This is a genomic window from Bradyrhizobium sp. BLXBL-01 (genome assembly GCF_051853025.1).
Classification (GTDB): Bacteria; Pseudomonadota; Alphaproteobacteria; order Rhizobiales; family Xanthobacteraceae; genus Bradyrhizobium.
The window spans coordinates 118,356-133,668 of sequence record NZ_CP182471.1; the positions used below are offsets into that span (position 1 = coordinate 118,356).

The following is a 15,313-nucleotide window of genomic DNA, read 5'->3' on the forward strand; positions in this document are numbered from 1 at the left end:
GCATGCTGGACATCCCCACGACCGCCAGATCCGCCCTCCCTGAAAGTGCCGGCGGCAAGCAGCTTCACGTCACAAGCCATCTCCGACGGCTGGAGGCGGAAAGCATCCACATCCTGCGAGAGACGGCGGCCGAGTTCCGCAAGCCGGTCATGCTGTATTCGATCGGGAAGGATTCGTCGGTGCTGCTGCATCTGGCGATGAAGGCCTTTGATCCCGGCAAGCCGCCGTTTCCGCTGCTGCATGTCGATACGACCTGGAAGTTTCGCGAGATGATCGCGTTTCGGGATCGACGCGCGCGCGAGCTCGGCCTCGACCTGATCGTCCATACCAACGCTGACGGATTGAGCCAGGGCATCGACCCTTTCACCCACGGCTCGGCCCGCTACACCGACGTCATGAAGACGCAAGCGCTGCGACAGGCGCTGGACCTCCACGGCTTCGACGCCGCGATCGGAGGCGCGCGGCGCGACGAGGAGAAGTCGCGCGCCAAGGAGCGCGTGTTCTCGCACCGCAGCGCTGCGCATCGCTGGGATCCGAAGAACCAGCGGCCGGAGCTGTGGGGCCTGTACAACACGAGGCTCGCGCCCGGCGAGAGCATGCGGGTGTTTCCACTGTCGAACTGGACCGAGATCGACGTGTGGGACTACATCCTGCTCGAGGACATCCCGATCGTTCCGCTCTATCTCGCAGCTTCGCGCCCCGTGGTCGAGCGCGACGGCGCGTTGCTCATGGTGGACGACGACCGGATGCCGCTCCAGCCTGGCGAAGAGCCGCAATGGCGCTCCGTCAGGTTTCGCACCCTCGGCTGCTATCCCCTCACCGGCGCAACGAGCTCAACGGCGGCAACGCTGCCCGAGATCGTGCAGGAGATGATGGCATCGCGCACCTCCGAACGACAGGGACGCATGATCGACCGGGACAGTCCCGCATCGATGGAGCGCAAGAAGGCGGAAGGTTATTTCTGATGTCCTATCACGAGGCACCGACGATCGCCGCGACCGGTGCGCCGCGGCTCGAGCTTGACGATCGGCCGACTCTGCGTTTCGTCACCTGCGGCAGCGTCGACGACGGCAAGAGCACGCTGGTCGGCCGGCTGCTCTACGATTCGAAGACGCTGCTCGACGACCAGCTCGACGCGCTCGCCTCGGAGAGCAAGACCGCCGGAACCACCGGCGGCGACCTCGACTTCGCGCTGCTGGTCGATGGGTTGCAGGCCGAGCGCGAGCAGGGCATCACCATCGACGTGGCCTACCGCTTCTTCGCCACGAAGCTGCGCCGCTTCATCGTCGCCGACACGCCGGGGCATGCGCAATATACCCGCAACATGGCGACCGGCGCCTCCAATGCCGACCTCGCCGTGGTGCTGGTCGACGCGCGCAAGGGCGTGATCACGCAGACGCGGCGCCACAGCCACATCCTGTCGCTGCTCGGCATCCGCCACGTCGTGCTCGCCGTGAACAAGATGGACCTGATCGGATTCGACGGTGATCGCTTCGCTTCCATCACCGCCGAATACCTGACTCTGGCCGGCCAGCTCGGGATCTCCCAGGTCCAGTGCATCCCGGTCGTGGCGCCCGACGGCGACAACATCGTCGCCGCGAGCACGCGCATGCCCTGGTACACGGGGCCGACCATTACGGCCTATCTGGAATCCGTGGACGCGGCCGGGGACGCCTCGCAGCAGCCGTTCCGGCTGCCGGTGCAATGGGTGAGCCGGCCGCATGCGGATTTTCGCGGCTTCTGCGGACGGATCGCGAGCGGGACGATCGCGGTGGGCGATGCAGTCCGCGCGCAGCCGTCGGGACACCAGACCCGCATCGCACGCATTCTCACGCCCGCTGGCGAACGCAATCACGCAGGGCCGGGCGAGTCCATCACCCTCACGCTCGCCGACGAGATCGACGTCAGTCGCGGCGACGTGCTGACCGCCGGATCTGCCGCGCCGGTGTCGGACCAGCTCGCGGCCCATCTCGTCTGGTTCGATGACGAAGCCATGGTCGCCGGCCGGCGCTATCTGCTCCGGTGCGGCGCCGCCTCGACCGGCGCGGTGATCACGACGCTCAAGCACCGGGTCGCCATCGACACCAGGGCGCGGGAAAGCGCCACCACGCTCGACGTCAACGAGATCGGCTATGTCCATCTCGATCTCGACCGGCCGCTGGTGTTCGAGGCCTATCGCGACAACCGCGACATGGGCAGCTTCATCCTGATCGACCCGATCAGCCATCGCACCGCCGCGGCGGGAATGATCGACATGTCGCTCCGCCGCGCCACCAACGTTCATTGGCAGCGGCTTGCGGTCGACAAATCCGTGCGAGCCCGGCTGAAGCAGCAACGGCCCTGCGTGCTCTGGTTCACGGGGCTGAGCGGCGCCGGCAAATCGACCATCGCCAATCTCGTCGACAGCCGGCTTGCCGAGCTCGGGCGCCATGCCGCGTTGCTCGATGGCGACAATCTTCGTCACGGCATCAACCGCGACCTCGGCTTTTCCAATGCGGAGAGAACGGAGAACGTCAGGCGCGTCGCGGAGATCGCGGCACTGTTCGTCGATGCCGGCTTGATCGCGCTGGTGGCGCTGATCTCGCCGTTTCGCAGTGAGCGCGAGCTGGCCCGCCAGCGGCTCGAGGCGGGTGAGTTCATCGAGATCCACGTCGCGACGCCGCTTGCCGAATGCGAGCGCCGCGATCCCAAGGGGCTCTATCGCAAGGCCCGGGCGGGCGAGCTGCCGGCATTCACCGGCATCGATCATCCCTACGAAGCGCCGCTGGCACCGGACATCACCCTCGACACCTCGGAGCTGTCGAGCGAGGCGGCCTGCGAACGCATCATCCGCTACTTGCGAGAGCACAATTACCTGTGACGACCGGGACGAGCCATGCCGGCGTTATCCGACCGCAAGTTCAGAAGTCGGAAGCGATGCCCTTGCGCTCCCAATCGCCGTAGCGGGTGGGCTCGGGCCCCTGCGGACCCTGCAACTCCTTCGCTTTGACCTCGGCCTCGTTCTTGGCCTGGGCGGCCGCAGCCTGCCGGCGCGCCTCGGCCTCGGCCAGCGCACGCTGGGCGGCCGGCGACAGCGGCTTGCGATCGGGAACGGGGTCACTCATCGCCGCGCGTTCTAGCGCAGGACCGGGCGTAACGCGATGCCCAATAACGCATTCCTGAAATCGGCTCGGAGCGCTGAAAAACCCGCAAGCGATTCTTACATTTGGCATATTCGCGTGTCAGAGATCGAGTTCTCAAGGCATGCGCCCATTGCGGCGGAACTGCCGCTCGTTCAGAACCTTGCTTCCGCATGCCATCTCAACGTTTCGTCCCTCCGTCCGAAGTGCCCGGCCTTGCGGCGCGACGGATTGCCGCCGACATCGTCGACGGCGTGCTGCACAAGCACCGCACGCTCGACGACCAGCTCGACGGCGGCGGTGCCCATCCCGGACTGAAGACGCTGGCCGACCGCGACCGCGCGCTGATGCGGCGCCTGGTCGCCACCGTGCTGCGCCGGCTCGGCACGCTCGGCCATGTGCTGTCCCGCCTGCTCGACAAGGGCATCCCCTCCGAAGCGCCGCGGGCGCAGAGCGCACTTCTGATCGGAGCCGCGCAAATCCTTTGGATGGACGTTCCGGATCACGCCGCGGTCGATCTCTCCGTCCGCCTCGTGCAATCCGACCGCCGCGCCGCGCGCTATGCCGGCCTCGTCAATGCCGTGCTGCGCCGCTGCGCGCGCGAGGGCAAGGCGCTGGTCGAGGAGGTCGCGACGCAATCGCTGGATCTGCCGCCATGGCTGCTCGCGCGCTGGAGCGCGCATTATGGCGAGGCGACCGCACGCGACATGGCATCAGCGCTCGGCCACGAGCCTTCGCTCGATCTCACGGTGAAATCGGATCCCGCGCAATGGGCGAGCCGCCTGCATGGCGAGACGCTGCCGACGGGAACGGTGCGGATGCTGCTGCACGGTGCGGTGACCATGCTGCCCGGCTTCGCCGAAGGACAATGGTGGGTGCAGGACGCCGCCGCCGCGCTACCGGCGCGGCTGTTCGGCGACGTCAAGGGCAAGTCCATTGCCGATCTCTGCGCCGCCCCCGGCGGCAAGACCGCGCAGCTGGCGCTATCAGGCGCGCATGTGACGGCGATCGACCGCTCGCCCGCGCGGGTGGCGCGTTTGCGCGAAAACCTGACGCGGCTGTCGCTGCAGGCCGAGACCGTCGTCGCTGACGCCGTCGAATGGGCCGGCCCGGCCGAGGCATTCGACGGTATTCTGATCGATGCGCCCTGCACCTCCACCGGCACGATCCGCCGGCATCCCGACGTCGCATGGCTGCGGCAGGAATCCGACATCGCCCCCTTGGCCGCGCTCCAGCAGCGGCTGCTGAAGAAATCCGTCTCGCTGCTCAAGCCGGGCGGGACACTGGTCTATTGCACCTGTTCGCTGGAACCCGAGGAAGGCGAGCAAGCGGTGGCGGCACTGCTCGCCGCAGAGCCCGCGCTTCGCCGCGCCCCGATCTTGGCCTCGGAAGTTGCGGGCCTCGACGAAATCCTCAACCGGGACGGCGATCTGCGCACCCTGCCCTGCCATCTCCCGAACGCCGATCCCAGGCTCGGCGGGCTCGACGGATTTTTCGCGGCCCGGCTCGTTAAATCCTGATTTTGCACTGGATTTTGCGACCACGACGCTGATTCGCGCCGTTCAAGGTGGTGTCAGACGTCCGATTTTGGGATTAATAAGGATTCGTCACTGATCCTCTCCCCCATCAAGGCAAGGCGTGTCGGTCGCTCAACGCAGACGTATCTCGACGCTGGTCATGAACCGCTTCGCGCGGAACATGCTCGCGCGCGCGAGCGGCGGCTCCGTTGTGCTGTCGCGGGTCTGGCCCGGCCGCACCGACCGGCTGATCATCGCTCCGCATGACCTGCGCACCGCAGACGCGACCCGAGCCGCCGAGATCTATGCCGGCCGCTTCGTCTTCGCCGGCAAGATCGTCAATTGCCACGGCCGATCGATCTTCGATCTCGAGCCGCCGTCCGAGGATTGGGAGGTTGCGCTGCTCGGCTTCGGCTGGCTGCGTCATTTGCGCGCCGCCGACACGGCGCTGACGCGGGCGAATGCGCGCGCACTCATCGAGGACTGGATCGGCAACCCCGCCAACAAGCGCCGTCCCGTCGCACGCCGCGCCGATGTGCTGGCGCGGCGCGTGATCTCGCTGCTGTCGCAGGCGCCGCTGGTGCTGAACGAGACCGACAACAAGTTCTACCGCCGCTACTTGCGCGCCCTCGCGCGCGAGATCCGCTTCCTGCGCTACACCATGGTCGACATTCCGGACGGGGTGCCGAAGCTGCAGGTGCTGATCGCGCTGTGCTATGCGTCCCTGTGCCTCGCCAACCAGACACGTCATATCCGCACCGCCTCGAAGAAGCTGTCCGACGAATTGCAGCGGCAGATCCTTCCCGATGGCGGCCACATCTCGCGTAATCCGGGCGCGCTGATCGAACTGTTGATCGACCTCTTGCCGCTGCGGCAGACTTTTGCCGCGCGCAACATCGCGCCGCCGCCGGCGCTGCTCAATGCGATCGACCGCATGATGCCGATGCTCCGCTTTTTCCGGCACGGCGACGGGAATTTCGCCCTGTTCAACGGCATGAGCGCGACGTCTTCGGACCTGCTCGCGACGCTGCTCGCCTATGACGACACCCACGGCGCGCCGATGGCGAACATGCCGCATACCGGCTTTCAGCGCCTCGATGCCGGCCAGACCACCGTCATCATCGACACCGGCCCGCCGCCGCCGGCGGGCGTCAGCCACGACGCCCATGCCGGCTGTCTGTCGTTCGAGCTGTCCTCCGGCATCAGCCGCATCGTCACCAATTGCGGCATGCCGACCACGGGCCGCGACAATTGGCGGCCCTTCGCGCGCAGCACGGCGGCGCATTCGACGCTGACCTATCACGAGACGTCGTCATGCCAGTTCATCGAGATGTCGGCGATGAAGCGGCTCCTGCACGGCGCGCCCGTCACCAGCGGCCCGGTCGAGGTCGAGAGCTATCGCGAGGTCGTGCAGAACGGCACGCTGCTCACGACCTCGCATGACGGCTATCTCGGCAAGTTCGGCGCGATCCACCGCCGCGTGCTGATGATCGCCAATGACGGGGCGCGCATCGACGGCGAGGACACGCTGTCGCCGCCGCAGGGCGGACGCTTCAAAGGCGCCGATGCCGATTTCGCGCTGCGCTTCCATCTGCATCCGGCGGTGAAGGCGAGCCGGCTGTCGGATGCGCGCGGCGTCATGCTGGTGCTGCCGAACCGCGACGTCTGGACCTTCGAGGCATTGGACGACAAGGTCGACCTCGAGGACAGCGTGTTCCTGGCCGGCAATGACGGCCCGCGCCGCACCGCCCAGATCGTGATCCGTCAGAACGCCCGCCAGGCCCCCTCGATCCGCTGGAGCTTTGTCCGCTCCACCGCCTCGCCCGCGGTAACCAATGCCCGCCGCAACGCCCGGCGCGAGCCGGAACTTCCGTTGTAAACAGGCGCGATCCGGCCCCATCTACCCGTTGAGAGCGAGGCCAAAAGCTGCTATCGAGCGCTCGCTCGCGCGACTGGCGACCTTGGATGGAGCACCATCGGGAAGCGCGGGACGTATCCGCCGCGCGCCTGGGCATAGACACTCCCTGAACAGAGGATCTTGCTCATGACTGATCATCCCCGCCGCGTCACCCGCGCTCTCCTTTCCGTCTCCGACAAGACCGGCCTGATCGAGTTCGCCAAGGCGCTTGCCTCGCACGAAGTCGAGCTGGTCTCGACCGGCGGCACCGCTAAAGCGATCGCCGCGGCCGGCCTCAAGGTGAAGGACGTCTCCGAGCTGACCGGCTTCCCCGAGATGATGGACGGCCGCGTCAAGACGCTGCATCCGAAGGTGCATGGCGGCCTGCTCGCGATCCGCGACAACAAGGACCATGCGGAGGCGATGAAGGCGCACGGCATCGCGCCGATCGACCTGCTCGTCGTCAATCTCTATCCGTTCGAAGCGACCGTCGACAAAGGCGCGGGCTTCGAGGATTGCATCGAGAACATCGACATCGGCGGCCCCGCGATGATCCGCGCCGCTGCGAAGAACCATGACGACGTCGCCGTCGTGGTCGAGGCGCAGGACTATCAGGCCGTGCTCGACGAGCTCGCCGCCAACAAGGGTGCGACCACGCTGGGCTTGCGCCGTCGGCTGGCCGCAAAGGCCTATGCGCGCACCGCGGCCTATGACGCCGCAATCTCCAACTGGTTCAACCGTCAGCTCGAGATCGACGCGCCCGACTTCCGCGCTTTCGGCGGCCGGCTGATCCAGTCGTTGCGCTACGGCGAGAATCCGCACCAGAGTGCCGCATTCTATGCGACCCCGGACAGGCGCCCGGGCGTCTCCACCGCGCGGCAGCTCCAGGGCAAGGAGCTCTCCTACAACAACATCAACGACACCGATGCGGCCTATGAATGCATCGGCGAGTTCGACGCCAAGCGCACCGCGGCCTGCGTCATCGTCAAGCACGCCAATCCCTGTGGCGTCGCCGAAGGACCGAACCTCGTCGAGGCCTATCGCCGCGCGCTGGCCTGCGATTCGACGTCCGCGTTCGGCGGCATCATCGCGATGAACCGTCCGCTCGATGCCGACACCGCGCGCGAGATCACCAAGATCTTCACCGAGGTCATCATCGCACCCGACGCCAGCGACGAAGCGATCGCCATCATCGGCGGCAAGAAGAACCTGCGCCTGCTGCTCGCCGGTAGTCTGCCCGATCCGCGTGCGCCGGGCCTGACCGCCAAGACGGTGGCCGGCGGTCTACTGGTGCAGAGCCGTGACAACGCGGTCGTCGACGACATGACGTTCAAGGTGGTGACCAAGCGCGCGCCGACCGACGCAGAGATGCGCGACCTGAAGTTCGCGTTCCGGGTCGCAAAGCACGTCAAGTCCAACACCATCATCTATGCCAAGGATCTCGCCACCGTCGGTATCGGCGCGGGCCAGATGAGCCGGGTGGATTCCGCGCGGATCGCGGCGCGCAAGGCGCAGGATGCTGCTAGCGAGCTGAAGCTCGCCGAGCCGCTCACCAAGGGTTCGGTGGTGGCCTCGGATGCGTTCTTCCCGTTCGCCGACGGGATGCTCGCCTGCATCGAAGCCGGCGCCACCGCCGTGGTGCAGCCTGGCGGCTCCATGCGCGACGACGAGGTGATCAAGGCCGCCGACGAGCACGGCATCGCCATGGTGTTCACGGGCACGCGGCACTTCAGGCATTGACACGATCTGCGTAGCGGGCTGCAAGAGCTACGACGATCCTATCGACCTCGTCATTGCGAGCGCAGCGAAGCAATCCAGAATCTTTCCGCAGAGGAAGTCTGGATTGCTTCGTCGCTTCGCTCCTCGCAATGACAGGGGGTGAGATCGCGTAGTGTGGCTAATCCCGCACCCGCATCAACAGCCCGAGGCCCGCGACGAAGAACACGACCAGCACGGCCATGCCGGCCTTCTGGCTGGCGGTCAGCGCGGTGACCATGCCGATCAGGAGCGGGCCGATGAAGGACGTCACCTTCCCGGTCAGCGCGAACAGGCCGAAATACTGCGCGATGCGGTCCTTCGGTGCGAGGTGGATCAGCAACGTGCGGGAAGCGGCCTGGAGCGGGCCGCCGGCTGCACCGATCAGGCAGCCCAGCACGAGATAGGCGCGCTCGGCCGCACTCGAGAACAGGGGAGCGCCTGCTTGCGGCGGCGCGGTCTTGACGAACAGGACACTGTCCTTGTCGACCAGGAGAATCGCGGCCACCGACAGCAGCAGGACCAGCAGGCTGCCGGCGATGACGCGCTTCGGCCCGAGACGATCATCCAGCTTGCCGCCGAGCCAGGCGCCGAGCGCACCGGCAATCGCGAGCATGATGCCGAACGTCCCGATCTGGATCGTATGCCAGCCGAAGGTGCCGGCGGCATAGATGCCGCCGAAGGCGAACAGCGACACCAGACCATCGGTGTAGATCATGTTGGCGAGCAGGAATGCCGCGAGCGATTTCTGCCTCGGCAGACTCTCGATCGACTGCTTCAGCTCCGACAGACCCTCGCGTAGCGCCTCGCGCAACGGCCGCTTCGACGGGTAATCCGGCGTGAACAGGAACATCGGCGTCACGAAGATGATGAACCACAGCGCGGTCAGCGGGCCGGCGGCACGGTCGCCCTGATGCGTGACGGGATCGAGCCCGAACAACGGCGTGAAGCCGAGCAGCGTGCGGCCGGTCTCGGGATTGGCAGCGAGGAAGCCGAGCACGATGATCAGGCTGACGATGCCGCCGATGTAGCCCGTGGCCCAGCCGGTGCCGGAGAGCCGGCCGATCCGTTCCGGTGGCACCAGGGTCGGCATCATCGCATTGTTGAAGACGGTGGCGAATTCCGCGCCGATGCTGGCGAGCGCCACCGCAGTGAGCAGCGGGGGAATGACGGCGGCATCGCCCGGCTTGCCGATCCAAAGCGTGCAGGACGCCAGCACCAGAACCGCACCGAACCCCCCGATCCACGGTTTCCTGCGGCCGGCGGCATCGGCGATCGCTCCCAGCACCGGCGACAGCAGCGCGATCGCAAGGCCCGCCGCAGCCATCGCAAAGCCCCACAGCGACTGCCCGGTGGCGGGATTTGGTGCCACGCTGGTCGCGAAATAGGGCGCGAACACGAAGGTCGTGATCAGCGTGAAATAGGGCTGCGCAGCCCAGTCGAAGAAGATCCAGCTGACGACGGCAGCGCGCGGCGGGTAGGACCGCGGCGCGCCAGCCATACGCAGATCCGGGGCGATCGTCGTCATCACGCAGTCCTCATCACGAACAGTTTTGTCTCTCTCGGCGCAAACCGTATAGCATTACCGAGACAGCTGTGAACCGGGTCGAGCGTGCGACGGTAATTTCGATGATGTCGTCATATACAACACGGCGAACTTTTTTCGCGATCGTCGCCAGTCTGGCGTTCGCTCTCACGCCGGCGGCCGCTCAGGACGCGCGGTCGGGCTATGTCCCGCCGGCACGCGATGCGGTGCGGGCCGTCGCCGCCGAGCACGGCATGGTGGTGGCGCAGGAGAAGATCTCCGCGCAGATCGGCGCCGACATCCTGCGGCGCGGCGGCAATGCGATCGACGCCGCAGTCGCCACCGGCTTTGCGATGGCGGTGACCTATCCGCGTGCCGGCAATATCGGCGGCGGCGGCTTCATGGTGATCCATTCCGCCGACCGCAATGAAGACATCACGATCGACTATCGCGAGACCGCACCGGCCGCGACCACGCCGCAGATATTCCTCGGCGCCGACGGCAAGCCTGACACGACGAAGTCACGGGATTCCGCGCTCGGCATCGGCGTGCCCGGCACCGTCGCGGGCCTCGCGCTCGCGCTCGACAAATACGGCTCGGGTCAGTTCACGCTGGCGCAACTGCTGGCGCCCGCGATCGCGCTCGCACGCGACGGCTTCATCGTCAGCGACGACATGGCCGATACGCTGCCGAGCTGGCACCGGCGGCTGGCACGCTGGCCTTCCTCGGCCAAGATCTTCTCACGTCCGGATGGCACGCCGCTGGGCGAAGGCGATCGGATGGTGCAGGGCGATCTCGCCGAAACGCTGGCGGCCGTCGCCGCACTGGGGCCGCGCGGATTCTACGAGGGGCCGGTTGCCGATAAACTCGCCAAGGCCGTGACCGATGCCGGCGGCATCATGACGCCGGCCGACCTCAAGGCCTATCAGCCGGTCGTCCGCGCGCCGGTGCGCGGCAGCTATCGCGGCTATGACATCGTCTCGATGCCATTGCCCTCATCCGGCGGCGTCGTGCTGATCGAGACGCTCAACATCCTCGAAGGCTTTCCTATTGCCGATCTGAAGCAGGGATCGGCGGCGTCGCTGCATCTCTTGATCGAAGCCATGAAGCGCGCCTATGCCGACCGCGCCCGCCATCTCGGCGATCCCGCCTTCGTCAACGCGCCGATCGAGACCCTCATCGCGAAGGATTACGCCGCCAAGCTGCGCGCGGGCATTTCCCCCGAACGCGCCACGCCATCAAAGGAGCTCGTGTCTGCTTCTGCCGCGCCGCGCGAGGGCAGCAACACCACGCATTTTTCCGTCGTCGATGCCCGCGGCAACGCCGTCAGCAACACTTACACGCTGAACTTCAGCTACGGCGTCGGCCTCGTCGCCGACGGCACGGGCGTGCTGCTCAACAACGAGCTCGACGATTTCACCGCGGCGGTCGGTGCCTCCAATGCCTATGGCCTCGTCGGCTTTGAAGCGAATCTGCCCGGACCCGGCAAGCGGCCGCTGTCGTCGATGTCGCCGACCATCGTGCTGAGGGACGGCAAGCCGGTGCTGGTGACGGGCTCGCCCGGCGGCAGCCGCATCATCTCGACCGTGCTCCAGGTGATCGTGAACGTGCTCGACTACAAGATGGATGTTGCGGCCGCCGTGGCAACGCCGCGGCTGCACCATCAATGGCTGCCGGACGAGGTGCGCCTCGAGCGCGGCTTTCCCGAGGGCGTGCTGCTCGAGCTGAAGGCGATGGGGCACCTCGTCGTCGAGCCGATGGGGCAGACATCGGCCAACTCGATTCTCGTGACGCCGAACGGGCCACTCGGCGCAGCCGATCCGCGCACACGCGGCGCGGAGGCGGCGGGGCAGTAACTGCTTCCGGAATGACGGGGTGAGGGACTTTACCGCCCGACCTGATACGGCCCGCCCTTCTCAAGCGCGCGGTTGTACGCAGGCCGGGCGTGGATGCGCTCCAGGAACGTCATCGCCTTGGGATGGCCCTGCTCGAGCCCGCCGCGGGCTTGGGCGGCTTCGAGCGGAAAGCTCATCTGGATGTCGGCCGCGGTGAACTCGCTGCCGGCGAACCACTCGCTCTTCGCAAGCTCGCCTTCCCAATAGTCCATGTGCTGCTTGATCTGCGGATTGACCAGCGCGGTCAGCGCCTGGTTGCAGACCTTGCGCACCAGCGGGCGCAGCAGCGCCGGCGCGCGCTTCGGCATCAGCGTGAACAGCAGCTTCAAGAGCAGCGGCTGCATCGCGGATCCTTCCGCATAATGCAGCCAATAGGTGTAGCGCAACCGCTCGGGCGTGTTCGCCGGGGGGATCAGCCGTCCGTTGCCATAGGTCGCGATGAGATATTCGATGATCGCGCCCGACTCGGCGATGGTGTTGCCGTTGTCGGTGATGACGGGCGATTTGCCGAGCGGGTGGATGGCGCGCAGCTCCTTCGGCGCACGCATGTCCGGCTGGCGCTGATAGCGCACGATCTCGTAGGGCACGCCCAGCTCCTCGAGCAGCCACAGCACGCGCTGCGAGCGGGAGTTGTTGAGGTGGTGAACGGTCAGCATCGCGGGGTCCTCAAGGCTTGGACTTAGGCTTAAACTTGGACGTGGGCGTGGTCCCGCGCCGTTGGTGCCAGCCCGGGAACACATTGTCGAGCCGTCGCTGCAGATATTTTCACCCGGGTATATTGACGCGGCGAATTTACCCGGGTATTAAACCGGCAGCTCGGTCAATATGGTAATGATTCCAATGCAAGGGACCTACACAGCTTTCGCCGGCCAGCGCCGGCTGGCCTCCGGCACGGCGGGCGATGTCGCGCTTGCCGTCAAACGGGCCACGCAGCCGCTGGACCAGCCGATCATCATCTTCGACGACGGCACGGGCCGGTCGATCGATTTCGACCTGCGCGGTGACGACCGCGAGGTGCTGGCCCGGCTTGCGAAGCTTGCCCCGCCGTCGGCTGAGGCGACGGAAGCGCCCGCAGAGCCGCGCGGACGCGGCCGGCCGAAGCTCGGCGTGGTCGCGCGCGAGGTGACCTTGCTGCCGCGGCACTGGGAGTGGCTCAACGCGCAGGCCGGCGGTGCTTCGGTCGCGCTGCGCAAGCTCGTCGACGAGGCGAGGCGCGCCAGCGGCGACAAGGACCGTGAGCGTCAGGCGCGCGATGCGGCCTACCACTTCATGTCGACCATGGCCGGCAACCTGCCGCAGTTCGAGGAAGCTTCGCGCGCGCTGTTCGCAGGCGACCGGCGGCGCTTCACCGGGCTGATCGCCGACTGGCCGGCCGATATCCGCGACCACATCGTCAAGCTCGCCTACAGCGACCGCGCTTAAACCGCGCATCGCTCTTCACAACCCCATCGACGGCCGAGCCGCGCATTGCGCGGCAACGGCTTCGCACGCCCTGATGAAAGGCCAATGCCATGTCTGCCGCAAAACCGCTCTGGACCACATTCCTCCGCTTCCTCGTCCCCCTGATGCTGGGCAACGCCCTGCAATCGCTGTTCGGCACCGTCAGCAACGTCTATCTCGGCCAGATGATCGGCGTCGACGCGCTCGCCGCGGTCTCGGCGTTCTTCCCGGTGATGTTCTTCCTGTTCGCCTTCGTCATGGGCCTGAGCACCGGCGCCACCGTGCTGATCGGCCAGGCCTTCGGCGCCGGCGAGCATGGCCAGATCAAGATCATCGTCGGCACCACGCTCGCCGCCGGCCTGCTGCTCTCGATCGCGATTGCACTCGTCGGCGGGCTCTTCAGCCGGCACTTGATGGTGATGCTCGCGACGCCCGCGGACATTCTCGATGAGGCCAGCGCCTATGCGCGCATCATGCTGTTGACCATGCCGCTCGGCTTCGTCTTCCTGCTGATGACGGCGATGATCCGCGGGGTCGGCGACGGACTGACGCCGCTGCTGGCGCTGGCCTTGTCGACGGCGATCGGCCTGATCCTGACGCCGATGCTGATCCACGGCACGTTCGGATTGCCGCCGGTCGGCATCACCAGTCCTGCCTGGGCGGCTACGACCGCCAACGCGCTGACGCTGATCGTACTCGCCGTCTATCTGCTGCGGAAAAAGCACGCGCTCGCGCCGGACGCGACGCTGCTGCGTCACCTGCGGCTGAGCGGCGCCGTGTTCGGCAAAATTCTCGGCATCGGCCTGCCGAGCGCGATCGGCATGGTGGTGATGGCGATTGCCGAGCTTGTGCTGCTCGGCCTCGTCAACGGCTTCGGCTCGAATGCCACCGCGGCCTATGGCGCCGTCAACCAGGTGATGGGCTATGCGCAGTTCACGGCGATGTCGATCTCGATCGCGGTCTCGATCCTCGGCGCCCAGGCCGTCGGCGGCGGCGACCGGGCCCGGGTCGACGGCATCGTGCGGATGGGCCTTGCGTTCAACATCGTCCTGACCGGCGGGCTGGTGGCGCTGATCTACCTTGCGCCGCGCGCGGTGCTCGGCATCTTCATCACCGACGGCGCCGTGCTGGACCTGGCGAAGGGATTGCTCAACATCGCCTTGTGGAGCTCGGTGCCGTTCGGGCTCGCCACCGTGTTCTCGGGCGCGATGCGCGGCGCCGGCGTCGCGTTGACGCCGATGCTGCTGTCGATCTTCGCGATTGCCGCAATCGAGCTGCCGGCCGCAATCATCCTCAGCCATGCCGTCGGCCTGACCGGCGTGTGGGCTGCCTATCCCATCGTGTTCTGCGCCATGTTGATTCTGCAGATGGGCTATTACCACCTGGTGTGGCGCAAGCGGGCGATCCCGCGCCTGATCTGACCGTCAAAGTATTATGACCGTCATTAAACGATGGACCTGTGGCGCGCCCTGCGCCACAATGAGGAAAAGCCAACTCAAAAAGCCAGGCCAGGGAGAATGATCTTGACCCGCACCGCCCCGCAATTCCTGTTCGATTTCGGTAGCCCCAACGCCTATCTCAGCCATCTGGCGATACCGGCCATCGAACAGCGGATCGGCGTCAAGTTCGAATATGTGCCGATCCTGCTCGGCGGCATCTTCAAGTCGACCAACAACAAGTCGCCGGCCGAGACGCTCGCCGGCATCAAGAACAAGCGCGAGTTCCAGCAGATCGAGACCGAGCGCTTCATCAAGCGCTTCCATGTCCAGCCCTATGTCTGGAATCCGCACTTTCCCGTCAACACGCTGAATTTGATGCGCGCGGCGATCGCGGCGCAGCTCGAGGGAGTCTTCGAAAAATATGTCGAGGCCGCCTTCCACCACATGTGGCGCGAGCCGAAGAAGATGGACGATCCCGAGATCGCGGCGAAGGCGCTGACCTCATCGGGCCTCGATGCGCAAAAGTTGTTTGCCCGCAGCCAGGAACCCGAGGTCAAGGGCAGACTGATCAAGAATACCGAGGAGGCGGTCGCCCGCGGCGCCTTCGGCTCGCCGACCTTCTTCGTCGGCAATGAAATGTTCTTCGGCAAGGAGCAGCTGCGCGAAGTCGAGGAGATGGTGAAGGGCGAGTAGTCAATGGCGAATGGCGAGTAGTGGAAACGTTAC

General features: G+C 66.4%; 12 protein-coding genes and 1 riboswitch. Of the genes, 9 read left to right on the plus strand and 3 right to left on the minus strand.

The window, feature by feature from the left end; translation table 11 throughout:
• Positions 1-2: 2 nt before the first annotated feature.
• Positions 3-965, plus strand: a complete 963-nt coding sequence (gene cysD, locus ACNJYA_RS00555) for a sulfate adenylyltransferase subunit CysD (RefSeq protein ID WP_439401826.1) — start codon at positions 3-5, stop codon at positions 963-965.
• Positions 965-2,860 (plus strand): sulfate adenylyltransferase subunit CysN, encoded by a 1,896-nt coding sequence (cysN, locus tag ACNJYA_RS00560; RefSeq protein WP_439401827.1) that lies wholly within the window; start codon positions 965-967, stop codon positions 2,858-2,860. Before cysD ends, cysN begins: the two co-directional genes overlap by 1 nt.
• A 40-nt stretch (positions 2,861-2,900) precedes the next feature.
• Here the strand turns inward: cysN and ACNJYA_RS00565 are convergent, their stop codons facing one another.
• A complete protein-coding gene (locus tag ACNJYA_RS00565) occupies positions 2,901-3,104 on the minus strand; it encodes a DUF1674 domain-containing protein (RefSeq protein ID WP_172787866.1) in 204 nt (67 codons plus the stop codon).
• A 188-nt stretch (positions 3,105-3,292) separates the two neighbouring features.
• Between ACNJYA_RS00565 and ACNJYA_RS00570 the strand changes: the two genes are divergently transcribed.
• The 3 genes from ACNJYA_RS00570 to purH all read left to right on the plus strand — a co-directional run bounded on the left by ACNJYA_RS00570 (position 3,293) and on the right by purH (position 8,273).
• The gene (locus tag ACNJYA_RS00570) at positions 3,293-4,639 is read left to right on the plus strand and encodes an RsmB/NOP family class I SAM-dependent RNA methyltransferase (RefSeq protein WP_439401828.1); all 1,347 of its coding nucleotides are present in this window, start codon (positions 3,293-3,295) and stop codon (positions 4,637-4,639) included.
• Positions 4,640-4,796: 157 nt separating this feature from the next.
• On the plus strand, positions 4,797-6,515 hold the full coding sequence (locus ACNJYA_RS00575; RefSeq protein ID WP_439401829.1) for a heparinase II/III family protein: 1,719 nt from the start codon (positions 4,797-4,799) through the stop codon (positions 6,513-6,515).
• A gap of 59 nt (positions 6,516-6,574) precedes the next feature.
• Positions 6,575-6,656, plus strand: a riboswitch (ZMP/ZTP riboswitch).
• Positions 6,657-6,680: 24 nt separating this feature from the next.
• Positions 6,681-8,273, plus strand: a complete 1,593-nt coding sequence (gene purH, locus ACNJYA_RS00580; protein WP_439401830.1) for a bifunctional phosphoribosylaminoimidazolecarboxamide formyltransferase/IMP cyclohydrolase — start codon at positions 6,681-6,683, stop codon at positions 8,271-8,273.
• A gap of 157 nt (positions 8,274-8,430) precedes the next feature.
• Here the strand turns inward: purH and ACNJYA_RS00585 are convergent, their stop codons facing one another.
• Complete coding sequence (locus tag ACNJYA_RS00585) at positions 8,431-9,816, minus strand: MFS transporter (RefSeq protein WP_439401831.1); 1,386 nt, start codon at positions 9,814-9,816, stop codon at positions 8,431-8,433.
• Positions 9,817-9,917: 101 nt separating this feature from the next.
• Between ACNJYA_RS00585 and ggt the strand changes: the two genes are divergently transcribed.
• Positions 9,918-11,669: a gamma-glutamyltransferase gene (ggt, locus tag ACNJYA_RS00590; RefSeq protein ID WP_439401832.1), complete on the plus strand. Its 1,752-nt coding sequence runs from the start codon at positions 9,918-9,920 to the stop codon at positions 11,667-11,669.
• Between the two features lie 29 nt (positions 11,670-11,698).
• Here the strand turns inward: ggt and ACNJYA_RS00595 are convergent, their stop codons facing one another.
• The gene (locus tag ACNJYA_RS00595) at positions 11,699-12,364 is read right to left on the minus strand and encodes a glutathione S-transferase family protein (RefSeq protein ID WP_439401833.1); all 666 of its coding nucleotides are present in this window, start codon (positions 12,362-12,364) and stop codon (positions 11,699-11,701) included.
• Positions 12,365-12,548: 184 nt separating this feature from the next.
• Between ACNJYA_RS00595 and ACNJYA_RS00600 the strand changes: the two genes are divergently transcribed.
• From ACNJYA_RS00600 to ACNJYA_RS00610, 3 genes are all read left to right on the plus strand, one after another.
• Entirely contained in the window at positions 12,549-13,130 is a 582-nt protein-coding gene (locus tag ACNJYA_RS00600) for a DUF2239 family protein (RefSeq protein WP_439365060.1), read from the plus strand.
• 89 nt (positions 13,131-13,219) lie between these two features.
• A complete protein-coding gene (locus ACNJYA_RS00605; protein ID WP_439365061.1) occupies positions 13,220-14,569 on the plus strand; it encodes an MATE family efflux transporter in 1,350 nt (449 codons plus the stop codon).
• Positions 14,570-14,671: 102 nt separating this feature from the next.
• Positions 14,672-15,280 carry a 2-hydroxychromene-2-carboxylate isomerase gene (locus ACNJYA_RS00610; RefSeq protein WP_172787857.1) on the plus strand — a complete coding sequence of 203 codons (609 nt, stop codon included), beginning with the start codon at positions 14,672-14,674 and terminating at the stop codon, positions 15,278-15,280.
• Positions 15,281-15,313 lie beyond the last annotated feature (33 nt).